This window comes from Pseudomonas sp. MT92, from assembly GCF_058792515.1.
The window spans coordinates 23,555-43,707 of record NZ_JBXAFA010000005.1 but is presented as its reverse complement, the minus strand read 5'-3'; the positions used below and the strand labels follow the sequence as shown (position 1 = coordinate 43,707).

Below are 20,153 nucleotides of genomic sequence, written 5' to 3'. Positions count from 1 at the left end.
AGCGAGCCTGCTCGCGATGGTGTATCCGCTACGTTGGTGTCAACTGACACGCCTTGGCGAGCAGGCTCGCTCCTACAGGTGGACGTGTCGCCGTGAAATCCAGCTAACCTGAATCCCTGCTGAATACACCTTTGAATGACTGGTTAATGCCCAGGCATCATTGAAACCACCGCCAACCTGCCCCATCTAAGACCCATACTCCATTGCGCAGGTGCCCCATGAGCGACCAGCAAGAATTCCCTGAAGACCCGAGCGAATACGCCGACCCCGAAAACGCCACCCAACACTCCACCGGCAAAGGCCTCGCCCTGCCTGGCCAGAACCTGCCGGACAAGGTCTACATCATCCCGATCCACAACCGACCGTTCTTCCCGGCCCAGGTGCTGCCGGTCATCGTCAATGAAGAGCCCTGGGCCGAAACCCTGGACCTGGTGAGCAAATCCGATCACCACTCCCTGGCCCTGTTCTACATGGACACGCCCCAGGAAGACCCGCGTCATTTCGACACTTCGGCCCTGCCGCTCTACGGCACGCTGGTCAAGGTGCATCACGCCAGCCGCGAAAACGGCAAGCTGCAGTTCGTCGCTCAGGGCCTGACCCGCGTGCGTCTGAAGACCTGGCTCAAACACCATCGCCCACCGTACCTGGTGGAAGTCGAATACCCGCACCAGCCCACCGAGCCGACCGACGAGGTCAAGGCCTACGGCATGGCGCTGATCAATGCGATCAAGGAACTGCTGCCGCTCAACCCGCTGTACAGCGAAGAGCTGAAGAATTACCTCAATCGCTTCAGCCCCAACGATCCGTCGCCTTTGACCGATTTCGCCGCCGCCCTGACCTCGGCCACCGGTAGCGAACTGCAGGAAGTGCTTGATTGCGTACCGATGCTCAAGCGCATGGAAAAAGTCCTGCCGATGCTGCGCAAGGAAGTCGAAGTCGCGCGCCTGCAGAAAGAAATTTCCGCCGAAGTTAATCGCAAGATCGGCGAACATCAGCGCGAGTTCTTCCTCAAGGAACAACTCAAGGTCATCCAGCAGGAACTGGGGCTGACCAAGGACGACCGCAGCGCCGACCTCGAACAGTTCGAACAGCGACTGGTGGGTAAAGTCCTGCCGGTGCAAGTGCAGAAGCGCCTCGAAGAGGAAATGAACAAGCTGTCGATCCTCGAGACCGGCTCGCCGGAGTATGCCGTCACCCGCAACTACATCGACTGGGCGACCTCGGTGCCGTGGGGCGTGTACGGCGAGGACAAGCTCGACCTCAAGTACGCGCGCAAGGTGCTGGACAAGCACCATGCCGGCCTCGATGACATCAAGGACCGCATCCTCGAATTCCTCGCGGTCGGTGCCTATAAAGGCGAGATCAGCGGCTCCATCGTGTTGCTGGTCGGCCCGCCGGGCGTGGGCAAGACCAGCGTCGGCCGATCCATCGCCGAATCCCTCGGCCGACCGTTCTACCGCTTCAGCCTCGGTGGCATGCGCGACGAAGCCGAGATCAAGGGCCATCGTCGCACCTACATCGGCGCGCAGCCAGGCAAACTGGTGCAGGCGTTGAAAGACGTCGAGGTGATGAACCCGGTGATCATGCTCGACGAGATCGACAAGATGGGCCAGAGCTACCAGGGCGACCCGGCCTCGGCGCTGCTGGAAACCCTCGATCCGGAGCAGAACGTCGAATTCCTCGACCACTACCTCGACTTGCGCATGGACCTGTCGAAGGTGCTTTTCATCTGCACCGCCAACACCCTGGATTCGATCCCCGGGCCGTTGCTCGACCGGATGGAAGTGATTCGCCTGTCGGGCTATATCACCGAAGAAAAAGTCGCCATCGCCAAGCGTCACCTGTGGCCGAAACAACTTGAGAAGGCCGGCGTGTCCAAGGGCAGCCTGAGCATCAGCGACAGCGCGCTCAAGGCATTGATCGACGGTTATGCCCGCGAAGCGGGTGTGCGTCAGCTGGAAAAAAACCTCGGCAAACTGGTGCGCAAAGCGGTGATGAAGCTGCTCGACGACCCGAATGCCGTGATCAAGCTCGGCCCCAAAGACCTTGAAACCTCACTGGGCAAACCGGTGTTCCGCAACGAGCAAGTGCTGTCGGGCATCGGCGTGATCACCGGGCTGGCCTGGACCAGCATGGGCGGCGCCACCCTGCCGATCGAAGCAACGCGCATCCACACCTTGAACCGTGGTTTCAAACTCACCGGGCAACTGGGTGATGTGATGAAGGAATCCGCGGAAATCGCCTACAGCTACGTCAGTTCCAATCTGAAGTCGTTTGGCGGTGATCCGAAGTTCTTCGACGAGGCGTTCGTGCACCTGCACGTACCGGAAGGCGCCACCCCGAAAGACGGCCCGAGCGCCGGCGTGACCATGGCCAGCGCCCTGCTCTCGCTGGCGCGTAACCAGCCGCCGAAGAAAGGCGTGGCGATGACCGGCGAACTGACGTTGACCGGGCACGTGCTGCCGATTGGCGGGGTACGTGAAAAAGTCATCGCGGCGCGGCGGCAGAAGATTTTCGAGCTGATTTTGCCGGAGGCCAACCGGGGCAATTTCGAGGAACTGCCGGAGTACCTGAAGGAAGGCATTACCGTGCACTTCGCCAAGCGCTTTACGGATGTGGCGAAGGTACTTTTCTGATAGTCCTGTAGTGACTGTTTGATTGCTTTCGCGGGCAAGCCCGCTCCCACAGGATTTTGCGGTGAACACAACATGTGTGAGCACCGCTGAACACTGTGGGAGCGGGCTTGCCCGCGAAGGCGTCCTCCCTGCCACCACATCCTTCTGCGACTGTCACACCCAGTCTCATCTCAGTTATGCTCGCCGTTCGTCGTGAACGCCGGAGCCACTGACCTTATGTCCCCCACTCGCCTGTTTGTCCCCCTCGCCCTCGCGCTGCTGGCCGCCTGCGCCACGCAACCGAAGCAGAATGTGACCGTGGAAAAACAAAGCGAATGCCCGGTGAAGCTCACCAGCGGGCAAAACCTGATCCTGACCCTGCCAAGCAACCCGACCACGGGTTACCGCTGGGCCATCCAGGATTCGGCCGGTGGCGTGTTGCGTGCGCTCAGCCCCGAGGTCTATACCAACCCGGAAGATGCCGGTGTGGTCGGCGCGGCCGGGATTTCCACCTGGCGCTTTCAGGCCTTCACCACCGGGACCGGGCGTTTGCGCCTGACTTCACAACAGCCCTGGGCGCCGGAGGTGCTGCCGGTGGACGCCTTCGACTGCAACATCTCGGTTAACTGACCGTGGGCTGGCTGATTCTGGCGCTCATGGGCGCGGTGACGTTCCTCTACGGCCTGAGCGTGCACGCCGCGCTGCTCTGCCTGTTGGTCAAGCCACTGCCCGTGCTGGCCCTGCTCGGCTGGCTGCACGATGCGCCACCGAGCGACTATCGGCGCTGGATCAGCCTCGGATTGATCTTCTCCCTGCTCGGCGATGTGCTGCTGGCGTGGCCAGGGGACCTGTTCGTATTCGGGCTCGGGGCGTTTCTGGTTGCGCATCTGGCTTACCTGAAAGCGTATCTGAGCGATTGTCGGCGCCTGGCCTTGTTGCCATTGATCCTGGCCTCGGGTGTGGGCGCCGTGCTGCTGGGGATTCTGATCGCTCACGGGCTCGGGCCGTTGCTGATCCCGGTGATCGTCTATGGCCTGGCCATCAGCGCGATGCTCTGGCGTGCGCTGGCGCGACTCGGCACCGACGTGCCCAAGCGCTCGGCGCTGCTGGCAGCGGTTGGTGCAGTAGCGTTTGTGTTTTCGGATAGCGTGATTGGCATCAGCCGCTTTGTGGTGCCGTTCGAGGCTGCGGCGTACGTGATTATCCTCAGCTACTGGCTGGGGCAATGGGGCATTACCGCGTCGGCGTTCACTCAGAAACCGCGTTGACCCCATCGCGAGCAGGCTCGCTCTCACAATTGATCGGCTGTGAATACAAGATTCATATCCGACGAAATCCCCTGTGGGAGCGAGCCTGCTCGCGATAGCGATCTCACTGACGACGAAGAATCCGGACTTGCCCCGCCGGTTTATCAGACAACCCGCGCATCGCCGCGCCAACTTGGCTAAAATGCCGGCCTTTTCCACCTACGCCGCTGGAACCGCCGTGAGCAAAGAACCCGATCGCCTTTTCGCCCAGCCTTTGGCCCAGGTGCCTGACTTCGCCTTTAACGAGGACGTGGTGCGGGTGTTCCCGGATATGATCAAGCGCTCGGTGCCAGGTTATCCGACCATCGTCGAAAACCTCGGCGTGCTCGCCGCGCAGTTCGCCCAGCCCAACAGCGTACTGTACGACCTGGGCTCGTCGCTGGGTGCCGTGACCCAGGCCCTGCGCCGTCACGTGCGTACCGATGGTTGCCGCGTCATCGCTGTGGATAACTCGGCGGCGATGGTCGAACGCTGCCGCGAGTACCTCAACGGTCAGGACTCGATGTTCCAGGAGTTGCTGCCGGTCGAAGTGATCGAAGGCGACATCCTCGCCCTCGACTTCCAGCCTGCCTCGGTGGTGGCGCTGAACTTCACCCTGCAATTCATCGCCCCGGAGCAACGTACGGCGTTGCTGTCGCGCATCCGTCAGTCGCTGCTGCCCGGCGGTGCCTTGATCCTCTCGGAAAAACTGCGCTTCAACGACCCCGAAGAGCACGCGCTGCTCACTGATCTGCATGTCGCGTTCAAACGCGCCAACGGCTACAGCGAACTGGAAATCGCCCAGAAGCGCAGCGCCATCGAAAACGTCATGAAGCCCGACAGCCTCGAAGAACACCGCGAACGCCTGCTGGCCGCCGGGTTCTCGAAAGTCGTGCCGTGGTTCCAGTGTCTTAACTTTGCCTCGTTGATTGCCTTGCCATGATTGATCTGTCCCCCCTCGCCCGCCGCCTGGCCGGTACACCACTGGCCGATTGGGCCAACACCCTGCAGGCGCAACTCGACAAGAAAATGGAAAAGGGCCACGGCGACCTGGAGCGCTGGCAAAGCGCGCTCGACGCCCTGCCGAAGATCCAGCCGAGCGAAGTCGATTTGCTCAACGGCTTGAAACTCGACACCGATTGCGACGATGAAACTCGCGCGCAGATGCGTACGGCGTTGATGGGGCTGTCGCCATGGCGCAAAGGGCCGTTCGACCTGTTTGGCGTGCACGTCGACACCGAATGGCGCTCGGACTGGAAATGGTCGCGGGTGGCTCCGCACCTGGACCTCAAGGGCAAACGCATCCTCGATGTCGGCTGCGGCAATGGCTATTACATGTGGCGCATGCTCGGTGCCGGCGCGGACAGCGTGATCGGTGTCGATCCGAACTGGCTGTTTTTCTGCCAGTTCCAGGCCGTGCAGCGTTACCTGTCTGAACCAAATGCCTGGCATCTGCCGTTCCCGTTCGAAGACTTGCCGCCGAACCTGGAAGGCTTCGACACGGTGTTTTCCATGGGCGTGTTCTACCACCGCCGCTCGCCGATCGAGCATTTGCTGGCGCTGAAGGATTGCCTGGTCAAGGGCGGCGAACTGGTGCTGGAAACCCTGGTGGTCGAAGGCGACAAACATCAGGTGCTGGTGCCGGAAGACCGTTATGCGCAGATGCGCAACGTGTGGTTCCTGCCGTCGGTGCCGGCGCTGGAATTGTGGCTGCGCCGTGCCGGTTTCAGCGACGTGAAGTGCGTGGATGTGAGCGTGACCACGGTCGAGGAACAGCGCGGCACCGAGTGGATGAAGTACCAGTCGCTAAGTGACTTCCTGGATCCCGAGGACCACAGCAAGACCATTGAAGGGCTGCCGGCGCCGATGCGGGCGGTGATTGTTGCGAAGAAATAAGCCGATCTCAAAAACGCCGCAAAAACCTGTGGGAGCTGGCTTGCCAGCGATAGCGGTAGATCAGTCGACATCAATGCTTGATGTGCCGACGCCATCGCTGGCAAGCCAGCTCCCACAGGGTTTGATGTTGTCCTTTATTCAGCGGGTTTGGCGCGCCGGGCCTTGAAGAACTCGCTCAACACCGCCCCGCACTCCTCGGCCAACACCCCGCCTTCATACAACACCCGGTGATTCAAGAAGCCCTGGGTGAAGAACTGCCCCTGGCTCTGCACGATCCCCGCTTTGGGCTCCAGCGCGCCATACACCACCCGCGCAATCCGTGAGTGCACGATCAGCCCGGCGCACATGCTGCACGGCTCCAGAGTCACGTACAGCGTGCTGCCCGGCAGGCGATAGTTGCTCACGGCCTGGGCGGCGGCGCGGATCGCGACCATCTCGGCATGGGCGCTCGGGTCATTGCCGCTGATCGGGCAGTTGAAGCCGCGACCGATGATTTCGCCGTCCTGCACCAGCACCGCGCCCACTGGCACTTCGCCGAGAGCGGCGCCCTGGGCAGCCAGGGCCAGGGCTTCACGCATGAAGTCGCGATCACGGCTACGGTCGATGATGGCGGCGGGACGAATCTGACGCATCACGCCACCTCGATGGCGGCCATCAGGCCGGTTTCCATGTGGTCGATCACATGGCAGTGGAACATCCACACTCCCGAGTTATCCGCCACCAGCGCCACTTGCGCGCGCTCGTTCTTGCCCAACAGGTAAGTATCGGTGAAGTACGGAATGACCTTGTGCCGGTTCGAGGCGATGACTTTGAAGCTCATGCCGTGCAGGTGAATCGGGTGCTGGTATTGAGTCATGTTTTTCAATTCGAAGAGGTAACTCTTGCCCTTCTCGAGCCTGGCAATGGGCCGGTCGGCGCAGGTCTTGTCAGTGATGTCCCAGGCTTTGCCGTTGATCTGCCACAGGCTCGGCGGCTTGCCATTATCGACGTTGACGGACACCGAGCCCACCCACTCGAAATTGAAGTTGAGTTTCTCGGCATTGGCCAGGTCCGGTTCGGCCACCGGGTTTGGGGGCAGCGCCGGTGGCCAGTCGGTCGGCGCATCGGTATTGGCCACGGAGCGCAATGTACCTAAACGCACCGGGCCGTTGCGCAGGGACAACTCTTCACCGGCCGGCGGCGCCTTGATCGCCAGGCAAATGCGCATGCCGGGACCGAGCCAGTATTCCTTGCCGAGCGGACGCGGCTCGACCGGGTTGCCATCGAGCGCGTAGATCTGCGCTTCGACACCCGGGATGTTCAGGCGATAAGTCAGGGTGTTATCGAGGTTGAGCAAGCGCACGCGGGTGATCTGTCCGGCGGGCAATTCGATGACCGGTTGAGAGACCCCGTTGATGGTCGAAAGACGCCCCGCCGTACCGCCACGGGCCGCCTCGCGAGGCACGCTGAACGCGACGAAAGCGCCTTCGTCATCGACGTGCCAGCTCTTGAGGCTCAAGGTTTTTTCGTACTTGAAACCGGTCGGCTCGCGCTCTTCGATGATCAGCGGGCCAACCAGTCCACGACCGAGTTCCTCGCTGCTGCTCACATGGGGGTGATACCAGTAGCTGCCGGCATCAGGCACGCGGAATTTGTAGTCGAAATACTCGCCCGGCAGCACCGGCAGTTGCGAGACGTACGGCACGCCGTCCATTTCCAGCGGCAGGCGGATGCCGTGCCAGTGAATGGTGGTGGCAACCGGCAGGTGGTTGATGAAACGCACCCGCAGCCATTCACCCTGGCGCGCGCGCAACTCGGTGCCCGGTGCCGACGGGCCGAAGGCCCAGGCTTCGGTTTTGTGTCCAGGCACCAGCTCGACGTCCAGCGGCGCGGCGATCAGCTCGTAGTCATGGCCCGCCTCGGCGTCGGCCATTTTGCCCAGCCAGTAACGCGACGCGCCGCCGGCTCCCACGCCAACCACTACAAGACCGGCCAGACCACCGAGTATTTGTCGACGGGTAAAGGACATGGACTCAACTACCTCACGTATCAGCTTCGGGCCCTGGGCCCGCAAAAGGCGAATACGATACACCTGCAATTGCGAAACAGTAAGGGTGACGTGTGGCCGCACACCGGCTGTGGGCATAACTATGTAGTGCACTTGCCTCGAAAAGACCGGCCATCCTCGACATCCCGTTATCTCATGGAAAGAGAGCGCATGAACCCGAACGAAACACAGCCGCTGCCCAATGCCGCCGACAAAGCCGCGCTCAAGGCGATCGCCACCACCGTCATCCAGACGTGCCCGAGCCTGCAAGACACGGCGCACGAAGTCGCCAGCGACTTACTGAAAAAATCCGGCATTACCGACCTCGATCCCGATCAGGTGTACTTCCACCGTTTCGACACAGCCGAAAGCAGCTCCAAAGCTTTCACCGGCTGGGAGCACGTCCCCGCCACACTGACATCCACCCTGACCCTAACGCAGTTGGTGATCCAGCGCTTTCGCGTCGGCGACCAGGACAACGCTGACCTGCTGGACGTCTATTCAGGCTTTTATACCGCTGGCCCGAAAGCCGCGAGGTTCAACGAAACCAACGAAGTACGCCTGCACGGCGACGAGGTGCTGAAGGCGTTCTGGGACATCGATTTCAGCACGCTCTATACCGACAAGTTGACTGCGTTCTGGAAGCAGTCCGGCACCGACTTCCGAACCCTGGCCAAATGCAATTTTCTGATACAGGCCGTAAAAGCCAGGGACAAACGGCAGTTGAGCGACGATGACTTCCAGTTCGTCACAAACGCCGTGATGGGTCCGATCAACTGGCCCGTCGACCTGCAAATGCTGCAGGCTCAACACCCTTGCGCCGACAGTGTTCGGGCTCTGGACGTCGACGGATACGTGGCCACTAATATCCTGCGTTTTGTCGCGCCCAAGGGTCGCCAGATCGTGTACATGCCCGGTGAAACCGTCGCTTTCAAAGTGCTGGAAACCGCGACGGACATGCACTACTGGATGTTGCAGCAGATGAACGAAGAAGGCGCTCGCCAGGGCTTCATGACCCACTTTTCCCTGGCTGATCGTCATGCCATCGACAAGAACATCACCGATATCATGAACCGGCTGGTCAGTACCTGGGGCAAGTACGACCATCACCTGATCAATCAAAAAAACCAGGTCATCATCGGCGACGCATTCAGCTGGTTGAGCAACTCGACCCAAAACGCAATGTTCGCCGAAGCCGAACTCTCGCTGACGTCCAATGGCGACCTGCGCAAGAAACTGTGGATCGGTTACCTCAGTGCCGGTTTAAAAGTATTTGGCCCCATGGCGGTGGTCGGTTGGCCGATTGCCCTGCCGGTGGTCGGCGCCAGTATTGCCAGCCTGGGCTTGAACATCGATCAGGCAGTCAATGGCAAAACCGCCGGGGATCGCAAGGCCGGCGTTCTTGGCGCCGTGTTCAGCGGTATCGATTTGCTGTTCAACCTCCTGATGCTCAAAGGCCCGGGATCGCTGGAGGACATCGGCCCGGACATTGAAGCCGCCGAAGCCAGGGAAATGGCCGATATGGTTGAATCAACCACCCCTGCCGAGACCGCCGGATCGAAGGTCAAACCCATTGAAGGAGCATCAGAGGCTGTCACGGGCTCGACTGAGGGCAGGCCAGCGCCAGCGGTGCCGGACGCCTTCAGGATTGATGAAGTGCTCAGTGACAACGCCCTGGTGCGTGAGCCAGGCAAATTCGAGGGTACGTATCGGCTCGCCTCGAATCCTTCGTCCGCCATCAAACTCAACGGCAATGCCTATTACGTGCGCTATGAGAACAGCCTCAACGGGCGTGGATACTGGGCGATCATCGACCCGGCCAATCCCGATGCCTTCGGGGATTCGATTCCAGTACGGTTTGTGAATGATTCGGGAGAATGGGAAGTCGTTCCAAAACTGGGCCTCAGAGGCGGGATGCAAGCACCGGCCGTCTCCTCCCCCGCGGTCGAGGAATGGTCACAACGACCAGGCGTTCACGTACCGGGGCTTGACGACCCTGAAATGAGGGCATGGGCGCTTGGCGGACCCGACGTCCGCAGCCCGTTCAGACGGATCTGGTCAGTGGCAGACATCGACGTCCACAGCGTACTCATGTCCGATGCCGGCGAAGAGGTCGTCACGCTCAGCGAATTCGAGATGGCCCAGGAAGAACCTCGTCGCAACCTGATCAGCGACGCCAAGGCCTGGTACGAGCTTCACCCACCGACGCAGAGCCAACCGGCACTCTCTGCACAAGCGTTTGCCACGCCCGGCGAACTGTTTGAAACGGCCTACGCGAAAAAACCGGGCCTGGTCGTCGGCGAGAGCCGGGGCAGCATCGGCAGCAAACAGTTCCTCATCGAAAACATGCCAACGCTCGCTCAACAGGGTGTGAAGACTCTGTACCTGCAGGAGCTGCTGGCCAACGTCAATCAACTCGAACTGGACACTTTTGCGCGCACCGGTGAAATGCCTGCCGAGCTGGAAAACTACCTGAACAAACTCGACATCAAGGCCGGCAACGACCCCACAGGCAAATTCAATCTGCTGGCGCTGGTCAAAGCCGCCAACGCTCAAAAGATCCGGGTGCAGGCCCTCGACATGTCGACGACCTACAACATCAACAAAGAAGCGATTGACTGGGAATCCGGCTACCAGATGGCCAGGAGTTTTTTTGCCAGCGAGGTCATCCGGTTCAATGAAGCATTAAAAGAGCCGGCCAAATGGATTGCCTTGGTCAATCAGGAAAACATGGCGACATTCAGAGGCTATCGCGGCATCAGCGAACAGACCGACGCCCTGAGCATTCGTATCGGTGAGGTAGCGCCGGGGCACGCGCAACCCATCAACACCGATCCGGGGTTGGCTGTGGAGCATGCGGACTATCCGGATTCCCCGGTTTTTTACGTATCGGATGGCATGGACTTCGACAGCGTCCATGCGCTGATCAAAGGTGACGTGCTCGTGCAGGTGGAAACTCCATGGGCATACAGGTCCCCGCAACAACTGCGAGCGCTGTTGCCTGAACCGGGGATGTTCACCTTTCAGCGCTACCGCAGCAGCGTCCTTGTGGTATATCGCAATGCCAACAACGGGATGGCGGACAGCGTCATCAGATCCACGCCGGGTGGTCGGCTGAATCTGGATACCCCGCTTCGCCCAGCCTACGAGTCCATGACCGTGGACAACCTCGAAGAACTCAAGCAAGCGTTGGTTGCAAAGGGCATGAAGCCCATGGGCTGGCCCGCCGGACTGGCAACTGAACTCGATTCGTCCTTGTCAGAAACCACTCACCCCATCGAGATACCGGATCACTGGCAAGCCAATGAACTGCTTGAGGGGCGGACACCCGTGAGTGATGCCGGAAAATTCCAGGGCATCTACCCACTCGACTCCAACCCCTCCAGCGCGATCTTGCTCGATGACACGGCCTATTACGTGCGTTACGAAGCCGATCCCAACGGAGGCGGCACCTGGGCCATCATCGATCCTGAAAATCCCAACGCATTTTCAGGTTCCCTCCCAGTGCGCCTCAATGCCGAGGGTCAATGGGAGCTGACGCCCAGAGCCGGGCTCAAGGGGGGTGGCAACCGGCATCCGGGAGGGTCTCGCGCTTCGGCCTCCGCGCCTGCTCCGGCTTCGCCCCCTGTTCAAGAACCATCACAGGCCATCCCGCGCCGCCCTGCCACGCAATACGATGCAGCCAACCGATTTCGTATCAGACAAGTGGCGATGGGCGAGAGAGAAACCCATATCAAAATGGTCCGTCAGCCAGACGGAAGCTTTCGCGGAGAAACCACTTACGAGCAATACATCGCGGCCCCGCGCGCCAAGCTGTCGCAAGACGCCCGTCAATTCTTTTCCCGCAGTGAATTCACCGCGTCATTACCTCCTCGTCCTCCGCTTCCTGGCGTGACGCCAGCAACCACTGCCGAAGAATTGATTCCAAAGGTATTTAAAGCGGCACCGGGCCTGGTCATCGGTGAAAGCCAGGACCGTATTGGCAGCATGCGGTTTCTCATTGAGAACATGCCGGCCCTGGCCCAACAGGACGTCAAGACGATCTATTTCCATCGCCTGCTCAACGATTTCAACCAGGTGGAGCTCGATCAATTTTTCGAGAGCGGGTCAATGCCCGATGATCTCAGGGTGTATTTGCAAAAACTGAAAAGCGATCCCACCGGGAGATTCACCCCGCTTGAAGTGGTCAAGGCGGCTCAACAAAATAACATTCGGATTCAGGCAACCGACTGCCTGGCCAGTTACCGTTACCCCGGCTCATCACTCCCCGACATGCATGAGCAAGCCATCAAGACCTACCTTACCCACACCATCATGGAGGCCGACAAAACGATCAACGGAGCAGGAAAATGGGTAGTGCTGACGGATCAGGAAAACGTCAACACCTTCCGCGGAATGTCCGGCATCAGTGAGATGCAGGGCGGTATTGGTTTGCGCATCGAAGAGGTGCTGCCGGAAGAAAGCCTGCTGATTGAAACCGATCGAGGCATCGAGGTGGGCCGCGGTTTTGCAGACCAGCCCGAGTCCACCGGCGGAAATTACGACACCCTGCACGCTGACTTGAGCTTGCAGATGCCACTGCCGTTGCTCGAAAGGACGCCGGAGGAATTGAGCCGGATGTTATTCAGGCAAGGCATGTTTACGTTTCAGAAATCGAACGGTAGCTGGGCGCTGTTCCATCGCAGCAGAGACGGCCAAGTGGTCCGAACAGCGGTCGAGCGCACGGCTGATGGCAGCTACCTGATCCATCGCCCCGCCTGGACCGAAGTGCATCAAGTGCCTTACGCCAGCATCGACGAGCTGTCCTGGGGTCTTAGCCGTATGGGCATGAACCTCCAGGGGCGCTTGCCGGTGTAACTCATTGGCTGATTCACTGTGGGCTCAACCCCTGAAACGCAAGAAGCCCCCGATCTCACGATCGGGGGCTTCTTTTGTCGCTATCGTTTTGAGCCTGTGTTCACAGGCTCAATTACGATCATTCCCACTCAATGGTCGCTGGCGGCTTGCTCGACACGTCGTAGGTGACGCGGGAGATGCCTTCGATTTCATTGATGATGCGACCGCTGACGGTTTCCAGCAGTTCGTAAGGCAGGTGTGCCCAACGCGCAGTCATGAAGTCGATGGTTTCCACGGCACGCAGGGCCACGACCCAGGCGTAACGACGGCCATCGCCGACCACGCCAACCGATTTCACTGGCTGGAACACCACGAAGGCCTGGCTGACCTTGTGGTACCAGTCGGCCTTGCGCAGTTCTTCGATGAAGATGTGGTCGGCGCGACGCAGCAGGTCGGCGTATTCCTTCTTCACTTCACCGAGGATCCGCACGCCCAGGCCCGGGCCCGGGAACGGGTGACGGTAGACCATGTCGTACGGCAGGCCGAGTTCCAGGCCCAGTCGACGGACTTCGTCCTTGAACAGCTCGCGCAGGGGTTCAACCAGCTTGAGGTTCATTTCTTCCGGCAGGCCGCCCACGTTGTGGTGCGACTTGATCACGTGGGCCTTGCCGCTCTTGGCGCCAGCCGACTCGATCACGTCCGGGTAGATGGTGCCCTGGGCCAGGTACTTGATGTTGTCCAGCTTGCAGGATTCGGCATCGAACACGTCGATGAAGGTGCGGCCGATGATCTTGCGCTTCTTCTCCGGGTCGGACTCGCCGGCCAGGTTGTTAAGGAACTGGTCTTCAGCGTTGGCGCGGATCACCTTGACGCCCATGTTCTCGGCGAACATGGCCATCACTTGCTCGCCTTCGTGCAGGCGCAGCAGGCCGTTGTCGACGAACACGCAGGTCAGCTGGTCGCCAATGGCCTTGTGCAGCAGCGCGGCAACCACCGACGAATCCACGCCGCCGGACAGGCCAAGCAGCACGTTGTCGGTGCCGACCTGGGCACGTACCTGGGCGATGGCGTCTTCAGCGATTTTCGACGGGGTCCACAGGGCTTCACACTCGCAGATGTCGAGGATGAAGCGCGACAGAATGCGGCCGCCTTGCTTGGTGTGGGTCACTTCCGGGTGGAACTGCACGCCGTAGTAACGACGCTCGTCGCTGAACATGCCGGCAATCGGGCAGCTTGGGGTGCTGGCCAGGATGTGGAAGTCTTCCGGCATGCGGGTAACTTTGTCACCGTGGCTCATCCACACGTCGAGGCCGAACAGGCCGTCGGCGTCGATGTGGTCTTCGATGCCGTCGAGCAGGCGGCTCTTGCCGACCACGTCTACGCGGGCATAACCGAACTCACGCAGCTCGGAACCTTCTACCTTGCCGCCCAGTTGCTCGGCCATGGTCTGCATGCCGTAGCAGATACCGAAGACCGGTACGCCCAGGTCAAAGACCGCTTGCGGGCAGCGAGGGCTGTTGGCTTCGTGCACGGACTCGGGGCCGCCGGCGAGGATGACGCCTTTCGGAGCGAATTCGCGAATCGCTTCCTCGTCCATGTCGAACGGATGCAGTTCGCAGTACACACCGATTTCGCGAACGCGACGGGCGATCAGCTGGGTGTATTGGGAACCGAAGTCGAGGATCAGGATGCGGTGAGCGTGAATATCGAGGGCCATGATTCAGTCTCGTCTAAGTCATTCAGAAACAGTCGTGATTCAGAAACAACTCGGGGCTGAATAAAACAGCCCCGGTCGTTAACTTTTTGCTAGAAGGCTCAACCTACGCGGTAGTTTGGCGCTTCTTTGGTGATCTGCACGTCGTGAACGTGGGATTCGGCCATGCCAGCGCCGGTGATCCGCACGAACTCAGGCTTGGTGCGCATTTCTTCGATGTTGGCGCTACCGGTGTAGCCCATGGAAGAACGCAGGCCGCCCATCAGTTGATGGATGATGGCGCTCAGGGTGCCCTTGTACGGAACTCGACCTTCGATGCCTTCCGGAACCAGCTTCTCGGCGCCTGCCGAGGAGTCCTGGAAATAACGGTCGGAGGAACCTTGAGCCTGGGACATGGCGCCCAGCGAACCCATGCCGCGGTAAGCCTTGTACGAACGACCCTGGAACAGTTCGATCTCGCCCGGCGCTTCTTCGGTACCGGCGAACATCGAACCCATCATCACGCAGGAGGCACCGGCAACGATGGCCTTGGACAGGTCACCGGAGAAACGGATGCCGCCGTCGGCGATCAACGGAACGCCAGTGCCTTCAAGGGCAGCGGCGACGTTGGCGATGGCACTGATTTGCGGGACGCCGACACCGGCGACGATACGGGTGGTGCAGATCGAGCCAGGACCGATACCGACCTTGACCGCGTCAGCGCCGGCTTCGGCCAGGGCCTTGGCGGCAGCGCCGGTGGCGATGTTGCCGCCGATGACCTGCACTTCAGGGAAGTTCTGCTTGACCCAGCGAACGCGGTCGATCACACCTTTGGAGTGACCGTGGGCAGTGTCGACCACCACCACGTCAACACCGGCGCTGACCAGGGCCGCGACGCGATCACCAGTGTCTTTACCGGTGCCGACGGCGGCGCCAACGCGCAGACGACCTTGATCGTCCTTGCTGGCCAACGGGTAAGCCTTGGCTTTTTCGATGTCGTTGACGGTCATCATGCCTTTGAGGGCGAACTTGTCGTCGACGATCAGCACGCGCTCGATGCGGTGCTTGTGCAGCAGTTCGCGGACGTCGTTCTTGTTGGCGCCTTCCTTGACCGTGACCAGACGCTCTTTAGGCGTCATCACTTCACGGACGCGGGCGTCCAGACGGTTTTCGAAACGCACGTCACGGGAGGTGACGATGCCGACCAGGTCGCCATCGTGCAGCACTGGAACACCGGAGATGTTGTGCATGCGGGTCAATTCGAACAGTTCACGCACCGTGGCGTCAGCCTCGATGGTGATCGGGTCCTTGACCACGCCGGCCTCGTAACGCTTGACCTTGCGGACTTCGGCAGCTTGCTGCTCGATGGTCATGTTCTTGTGGATGATGCCGATACCACCTTCCTGAGCCATGGCAATTGCCAGACGGGCTTCAGTGACGGTGTCCATGGCAGCGGAAACCAGTGGGATATTCAGCTCGATGCCACGGGTAAGGCGGGTCTTGAGACTGACTTCGTTAGGAAGCACCTCGGAATAACCAGGCACTAGGAGAATGTCGTCGAATGTCAGAGCTTCTTGGCTGATACGCAGCATCGCGGGGGCTCCCGAGCGGGAAAATGGAAGCGCGCCATTATAGTCAGACACCCCCTCGGGTTCAATGTAAAACTCTGTCTATTATCGAAGCAGTGATCAACGGGACTTTTAACACCGTAAATCTATGTAGGAGCGAGCCGGCTTGCTCCTACCGTTATTTATTCAAAGTTCGACTTTGACCCAACTGACAGGCTGGTCGAGCCAATCGGCAAACTCGTCCAGAAAGCTCTGCTTGAACCCGGCCTCGGCCCAGTTGTTGAAGATGAAGCCTAGGTTGGAAAAACCGCATTCCTGCAGGAACAGAAAACCGTTGATATCGTCTTCATGCCCGCATTCGGGGCAAGTGAAGTTATCGGTACGCCCCGGCATCCAATCTTCCAGACTTTCGAACAAGGCCTCACCCACCTCCTTGCGACACTCGGCACAACCCGCCTCGCCAAGAAAACCCTTGGCCGGTGTGTAAATGCAGCGCTTGGTCACGATCTCCAGACCGTTGATCTGCTCGCCAAACGGCAGGGCTTCGGGGTGCAAGACCACGTCGCGGGCGCCCTCGGCGATGGCGTGGGCCATACGGTTGCCGGTGCGACCGCAGGTGGTCAGTTCTTCCTTGATGATGTTCTTGCGCACCAGCCAACGCACAATCGCCCGGGCCCGGGGCTCGTGTACCGGCAGGGTGGAGATTTTCGGGACGATGATGCTTTGGGAATTCATGGGGTACAGGCCTGGAGCATTGATGAATGACCTGTAGGAGCGAGCCGGCTCGCGATGGACTCAAGAACGCCGCGGGGAACCTGATTCCCCGCGTTATCGTTAACGACCATCGCGAGCAGGCTCGCTCCTACAGGTAAAGCATTGGCGCGATGCCCATAGAAGGTATAGGCCCGCCAGCGAGGTTTTTACAGTTCCACAACCACCGCCTGCGACGCACGGGTCGCCTTGGCGCGAGCGGCTTCGATCGACTCATCGCGAGCCAGTGCCACACCCATGCGGCGCTGGCCGTTGACTTCAGGCTTGCCGAACAGACGCAGCGCGGTATCCGGCTCGCTCAACGCAGCGCCCAGGTTGGCGAAAGCGGTCTGGGTCGACTGCCCTTCCACCAGGATCACCGCCGAAGCCGAAGGCCCGAACTGACGGATCAATGGAATCGGCAGACCCAGAATCGCCCGGGCGTGCAGGGCGAACTGCGACAGGTCCTGGGAAATCAGCGTGACCAGACCAGTGTCGTGCGGGCGTGGCGACACTTCGCTGAACCACACCTGATCGCCCTTGATGAACAGCTCCACACCAAACAGTCCACGGCCACCCAGGGCTTCGGTCACGGCTTTGGCCACGCGCTCCGATTCTGCCAGCGCAATCGGACTCATGGCTTGTGGCTGCCAGGATTCCTGATAGTCGCCCTTCTCCTGACGATGGCCGACCGGCGCACAGAACGTGGTGCCGCCAACATGACGCACGGTCAGCAGGGTGATTTCGTAGTCGAAATCGATAAAGCCTTCGATGATCACGCGGCCTTTACCGGCGCGGCCGCCTTCCTGGGCGTAATCCCAGGCTTTCTTCACGTCATCGACGCTGCGCAGCAGGCTCTGGCCCTTGCCCGACGAGCTCATGACCGGTTTCACAACGCACGGAAAACCGAGGTCTTCGACCGCTTTGCTGTAGTCCTCGAAGGTGTCGGCGAAGTGGTAAGGCGAGGTCGGCAGGTCCAGTTCTTCGGCTGCCAGGCGACGGATGCCTTCACGGTTCATGGTCAACTGCGCGGCGCGCGCGGTCGGAATCACGGTGAAGCCTTCGGACTCCAGCTCAACCAGGGTCGCGGTGGCGATGGCTTCGATTTCCGGCACGATGAAGTGTGGCTTCTCGGCTTCGATCACCGCACGCAGGGCGGCGCCATCGAGCATGTTGATCACGTGGCTGCGATGGGCAACCTGCATGGCCGGTGCGTTGGCATAACGATCCACGGCAATCACTTCAACGCCCAGGCGTTGCAGCTCGATCACCACTTCCTTGCCCAGTTCGCCACAACCACACATCAATACGCGGGTTGCAGTCGGCGACAATGGAGTTCCGATACGGGTCATCTGAAGGTCCTCAAAGGAGCGGATCATCAAGGATACGGCGCAATACGCGCGATCCATGGGGAGAAAGCGCGGCATTTTACATGAACCGCAGGGTTTGGCTTCAGCTGACGACGGCCTGTTTGCGCAAGCGCCAGGCCATGATCAGCCACACGGCGGTGACACCGGCGAACTTCGAGCCCAGGGCGGTGAGGATCACACCCGGGGTCAGCGCACCGATCATGCCGAAGAAAATGAAGGTATCGAGGGGAATGCTCAGGGCCGAACTTATCCACAGGCGATCATGCAGCGGACGCTTGGTGACGCTGAACACCAGCCAGTCAATGAACTCGGAAACCGCGAACGCCGTGGCGCTGGCCAGGGCAATGGACGGATCGGAGGTGATATAGGACAGCACCAGCGCCGCCAGCATGGCTGCGATGGCACCATGACCGAAGCGGGTTTGCACCATGTCGCGCAATACGAACACCAGACCACCCCAGGCCGACCAGATGATGTCCAGGTGCGGCGCGGTAGAAAAGGCGTAGTTGATCAGCACGACGCTGCTGATGTAGGCGATGAGGAAGAGCATGGTGCGTGGGACTACCTGTCAATTTTGTGCGCAGGATACTGTAGGAGCGAGCCTGCTCCTGCAAGGGAGGCCGCCTCATTTCCCGGGTTTTGTACCGATCATCCACACCAATCCGCTGGCCTTGGCCCGCTCATGACACAAGCCCAGCACCGTGCGGCGTTCGTCGTTGGTCATGCGGCTCCAGCGGGTAATCTCTTCGACCGAGCGCTGGCAGCCCGTGCAGATGTCATCGTCGTCCAGCGCACAAATATTCACGCAGGGCGATGGCACAGGGCGTTCGGTGGTCGTCATTCTTCCTGCTCAACCAGATCGCGGGCGTAACGCTGGGCGTTATGCACGTAGTGAGCGGCGCTGGCTTCAAGCATCTTCTTCTGCGGTTCGGTCAGTTCGCGCACCACTTTGCCGGGCGAGCCCATCACCAGCGAACCGTCCGGAATTTCCTTGCCTTCGCCAATCAGCGAGTTGGCGCCGATGATGCAGTTCTTGCCGATTTTCGCACCGTTGAGAATGACCGCGTTGATACCGATCAGGCTGTAATCGCCGACGGTGCAGCCGTGCAGCATGGCATTGTGGCCAATGGTCACGCCGGTGCCGATGGTCAACGGGTAGCCCATGTCGGTGTGCATCACGGTACCGTCCTGGACGTTGCTGTTCTTGCCGATCAGGATCAGCTCGTTGTCGCCCCGCAGCACAGCGTTGAACCAGACGTTGGCGCCCTCTTCCAGTTTGACCTTGCCCACCAGCACGGCATTGGGCGCGACCCAGCTCTGTGGGTGGGTCTCGACACGGGCGTCGCCCAGGCGGTATTTCATTGTGTTGTCCTCAAGGCTCAGGCAGCGACGTGTTCAGGCCATTCGAATGATGGCATCAGGTATTGATAAAGCTTTTCGGCGGTTGGTGCAGGCTGATTTTGGCGTCATAGAGCAGGTTGATCAACTCGACGATCATGATCGCCGTCAGCCCCCAGATCTTGTATTCGCCATAGCGATAACTCGGCACGTACCAGCTGCGGCCCTGATAATCGATGCGGTGGGTGTGTTCGCGCGGATCCTTGCGGAAGAACTCCAGGGGCACGCTGAACACCGCGGCAATCTCGGCATCGTTGGCCTGGTATTCGACGAAGTCGGGAATCACCCCGACATAAGGGGTGACCTTGATGCCGTGCAGGGAAATCAGCGGGCTGAGCGGGCCGATCACTTCGACCAACCCTGGCGGCAAACCAATCTCTTCTTCGGCTTCGCGCAGGGCGGTGAAAATCAGGTCGGGGTCTTCGGGGTCGCGTCGGCCGCCGGGAAAGGCCACCTCGCCGCCGTGGGTCGAGAGTCCGCTGGCACGCAAGGTCAGCAGCAGTTCCGGCTCGTCACTGCGAGTGATGGGCATCAGTACGGCGGCCTCGGGGAAACGTCGGTCGGTCTCCAACGTGCGCGGTGTGTGGTTGCTTACCCGATGCAGTAGCTCGTCCAGCATGAGTGTTCTCGATCTGTGCCTTACCCTGCATCATGCACCAATCGCCTCGGTCGCCCAAGCCCCCGCAGAGCGGCGTGTCGCGAAACGACAACTTGC

16 protein-coding genes are annotated in these 20,153 nt (G+C 60.3%); 6 read left to right on the top strand and 10 right to left on the bottom strand.

Translation table 11 applies throughout. The features are described from left to right. The first annotated feature begins 218 nt into the window (after positions 1 to 218). The 5 genes from lon (at position 219) to cmoB (ending at position 5,797) form a co-directional block, all read left to right on the top strand. Positions 219 to 2,636: an endopeptidase La gene (gene lon / locus AC1Q6D_RS10625; RefSeq protein WP_103405795.1), complete on the top strand. Its 2,418-nt coding sequence runs from the start codon at positions 219 to 221 to the stop codon at positions 2,634 to 2,636. Positions 2,637 to 2,852: 216 nt separating this feature from the next. After that, positions 2,853 to 3,245: a protease inhibitor I42 family protein gene (locus AC1Q6D_RS10620; RefSeq protein ID WP_047538177.1), complete on the top strand. Its 393-nt coding sequence runs from the start codon at positions 2,853 to 2,855 to the stop codon at positions 3,243 to 3,245. A 2-nt stretch (positions 3,246 to 3,247) separates the two neighbouring features. Continuing rightward, positions 3,248 to 3,883: a lysoplasmalogenase gene (locus tag AC1Q6D_RS10615; protein WP_103405796.1), complete on the top strand. Its 636-nt coding sequence runs from the start codon at positions 3,248 to 3,250 to the stop codon at positions 3,881 to 3,883. Between the two features lie 181 nt (positions 3,884 to 4,064). Continuing rightward, positions 4,065 to 4,844, top strand: a complete 780-nt coding sequence (gene cmoA / locus AC1Q6D_RS10610) for a carboxy-S-adenosyl-L-methionine synthase CmoA (protein ID WP_177318187.1) — start codon at positions 4,065 to 4,067, stop codon at positions 4,842 to 4,844. Further along, the gene (gene cmoB, locus AC1Q6D_RS10605; protein WP_103405797.1) at positions 4,841 to 5,797 is read left to right on the top strand and encodes a tRNA 5-methoxyuridine(34)/uridine 5-oxyacetic acid(34) synthase CmoB; all 957 of its coding nucleotides are present in this window, start codon (positions 4,841 to 4,843) and stop codon (positions 5,795 to 5,797) included. The genes cmoA and cmoB overlap by 4 nt, the downstream gene beginning before the upstream one ends. Positions 5,798 to 5,931: 134 nt before the next feature. On the opposite strand, the gene tadA is transcribed toward cmoB, so the two are convergent. Then, positions 5,932 to 6,429, bottom strand: coding sequence for a tRNA adenosine(34) deaminase TadA (tadA, locus tag AC1Q6D_RS10600; RefSeq protein ID WP_103405798.1), 498 nt, complete (start codon positions 6,427 to 6,429; stop codon positions 5,932 to 5,934). Continuing rightward, positions 6,429 to 7,805 carry a multicopper oxidase family protein gene (locus AC1Q6D_RS10595; protein ID WP_103405799.1) on the bottom strand — a complete coding sequence of 459 codons (1,377 nt, stop codon included), beginning with the start codon at positions 7,803 to 7,805 and terminating at the stop codon, positions 6,429 to 6,431. The genes tadA and AC1Q6D_RS10595 overlap by 1 nt, the downstream gene beginning before the upstream one ends. A 189-nt stretch (positions 7,806 to 7,994) precedes the next feature. Here AC1Q6D_RS10595 and AC1Q6D_RS10590 point away from each other — a divergent pair, with 189 nt between their 5' ends. Then, positions 7,995 to 12,680 carry a membrane-targeted effector domain-containing toxin gene (locus tag AC1Q6D_RS10590; RefSeq protein ID WP_103405800.1) on the top strand — a complete coding sequence of 1,562 codons (4,686 nt, stop codon included), beginning with the start codon at positions 7,995 to 7,997 and terminating at the stop codon, positions 12,678 to 12,680. Positions 12,681 to 12,798: 118 nt separating this feature from the next. On the opposite strand, the gene guaA is transcribed toward AC1Q6D_RS10590, so the two are convergent. The 8 genes from guaA to AC1Q6D_RS10550 form a co-directional block, all read right to left on the bottom strand. Then, positions 12,799 to 14,376 (bottom strand): glutamine-hydrolyzing GMP synthase, encoded by a 1,578-nt coding sequence (gene guaA / locus AC1Q6D_RS10585; protein ID WP_103405801.1) that lies wholly within the window; start codon positions 14,374 to 14,376, stop codon positions 12,799 to 12,801. A gap of 98 nt (positions 14,377 to 14,474) precedes the next feature. After that, positions 14,475 to 15,944, bottom strand: coding sequence for an IMP dehydrogenase (gene guaB, locus AC1Q6D_RS10580; RefSeq protein WP_103405802.1), 1,470 nt, complete (start codon positions 15,942 to 15,944; stop codon positions 14,475 to 14,477). 162 nt (positions 15,945 to 16,106) lie between these two features. After that, a complete protein-coding gene (locus tag AC1Q6D_RS10575) occupies positions 16,107 to 16,655 on the bottom strand; it encodes a hypothetical protein (protein ID WP_047538160.1) in 549 nt (182 codons plus the stop codon). Positions 16,656 to 16,840: 185 nt separating this feature from the next. Next, a complete protein-coding gene (purT, locus tag AC1Q6D_RS10570) occupies positions 16,841 to 18,022 on the bottom strand; it encodes a formate-dependent phosphoribosylglycinamide formyltransferase (protein WP_103405827.1) in 1,182 nt (393 codons plus the stop codon). Between the two features lie 100 nt (positions 18,023 to 18,122). After that, complete coding sequence (locus AC1Q6D_RS10565; RefSeq protein WP_103405803.1) at positions 18,123 to 18,590, bottom strand: VUT family protein; 468 nt, start codon at positions 18,588 to 18,590, stop codon at positions 18,123 to 18,125. A gap of 75 nt (positions 18,591 to 18,665) precedes the next feature. Next, positions 18,666 to 18,881: a DUF1289 domain-containing protein gene (locus AC1Q6D_RS10560; RefSeq protein ID WP_103405804.1), complete on the bottom strand. Its 216-nt coding sequence runs from the start codon at positions 18,879 to 18,881 to the stop codon at positions 18,666 to 18,668. Continuing rightward, positions 18,878 to 19,402, bottom strand: a complete 525-nt coding sequence (locus AC1Q6D_RS10555) for a gamma carbonic anhydrase family protein (protein WP_047538150.1) — start codon at positions 19,400 to 19,402, stop codon at positions 18,878 to 18,880. The genes AC1Q6D_RS10560 and AC1Q6D_RS10555 overlap by 4 nt, the downstream gene beginning before the upstream one ends. A 55-nt stretch (positions 19,403 to 19,457) precedes the next feature. Further along, a complete protein-coding gene (locus AC1Q6D_RS10550) occupies positions 19,458 to 20,057 on the bottom strand; it encodes a CoA pyrophosphatase (protein ID WP_047538148.1) in 600 nt (199 codons plus the stop codon). Positions 20,058 to 20,153 lie beyond the last annotated feature (96 nt).

Excerpts from the sequence above, each read along its gene's own strand:
- lon (WP_103405795.1), top strand. The coding sequence starts at position 219 with ATGAGCGACCAGCAAGAATTCCCTGAAGACCCGAGCGAATACGCCGAC.
- AC1Q6D_RS10620 (WP_047538177.1), top strand. The coding sequence starts at position 2,853 with ATGTCCCCCACTCGCCTGTTTGTCCCCCTCGCCCTCGCGCTGCTGGCC.
- cmoA (WP_177318187.1), top strand. The coding sequence starts at position 4,065 with ATGCCGGCCTTTTCCACCTACGCCGCTGGAACCGCCGTGAGCAAAGAA.
- cmoB (WP_103405797.1), top strand. The coding sequence starts at position 4,841 with ATGATTGATCTGTCCCCCCTCGCCCGCCGCCTGGCCGGTACACCACTG.
- tadA (WP_103405798.1), bottom strand. The coding sequence starts at position 6,429 with ATGCGTCAGATTCGTCCCGCCGCCATCATCGACCGTAGCCGTGATCGC.
- AC1Q6D_RS10595 (WP_103405799.1), bottom strand. The coding sequence starts at position 7,805 with ATGTCCTTTACCCGTCGACAAATACTCGGTGGTCTGGCCGGTCTTGTA.
- AC1Q6D_RS10590 (WP_103405800.1), top strand. The coding sequence starts at position 7,995 with ATGAACCCGAACGAAACACAGCCGCTGCCCAATGCCGCCGACAAAGCC.
- guaA (WP_103405801.1), bottom strand. The coding sequence starts at position 14,376 with ATGGCCCTCGATATTCACGCTCACCGCATCCTGATCCTCGACTTCGGT.
- guaB (WP_103405802.1), bottom strand. The coding sequence starts at position 15,944 with ATGCTGCGTATCAGCCAAGAAGCTCTGACATTCGACGACATTCTCCTA.
- AC1Q6D_RS10575 (WP_047538160.1), bottom strand. The coding sequence starts at position 16,655 with ATGAATTCCCAAAGCATCATCGTCCCGAAAATCTCCACCCTGCCGGTA.
- purT (WP_103405827.1), bottom strand. The coding sequence starts at position 18,022 with ATGACCCGTATCGGAACTCCATTGTCGCCGACTGCAACCCGCGTATTG.
- AC1Q6D_RS10565 (WP_103405803.1), bottom strand. The coding sequence starts at position 18,590 with ATGCTCTTCCTCATCGCCTACATCAGCAGCGTCGTGCTGATCAACTAC.
- AC1Q6D_RS10560 (WP_103405804.1), bottom strand. The coding sequence starts at position 18,881 with ATGACGACCACCGAACGCCCTGTGCCATCGCCCTGCGTGAATATTTGT.
- AC1Q6D_RS10555 (WP_047538150.1), bottom strand. The coding sequence starts at position 19,402 with ATGAAATACCGCCTGGGCGACGCCCGTGTCGAGACCCACCCACAGAGC.
- AC1Q6D_RS10550 (WP_047538148.1), bottom strand. The coding sequence starts at position 20,057 with ATGCTGGACGAGCTACTGCATCGGGTAAGCAACCACACACCGCGCACG.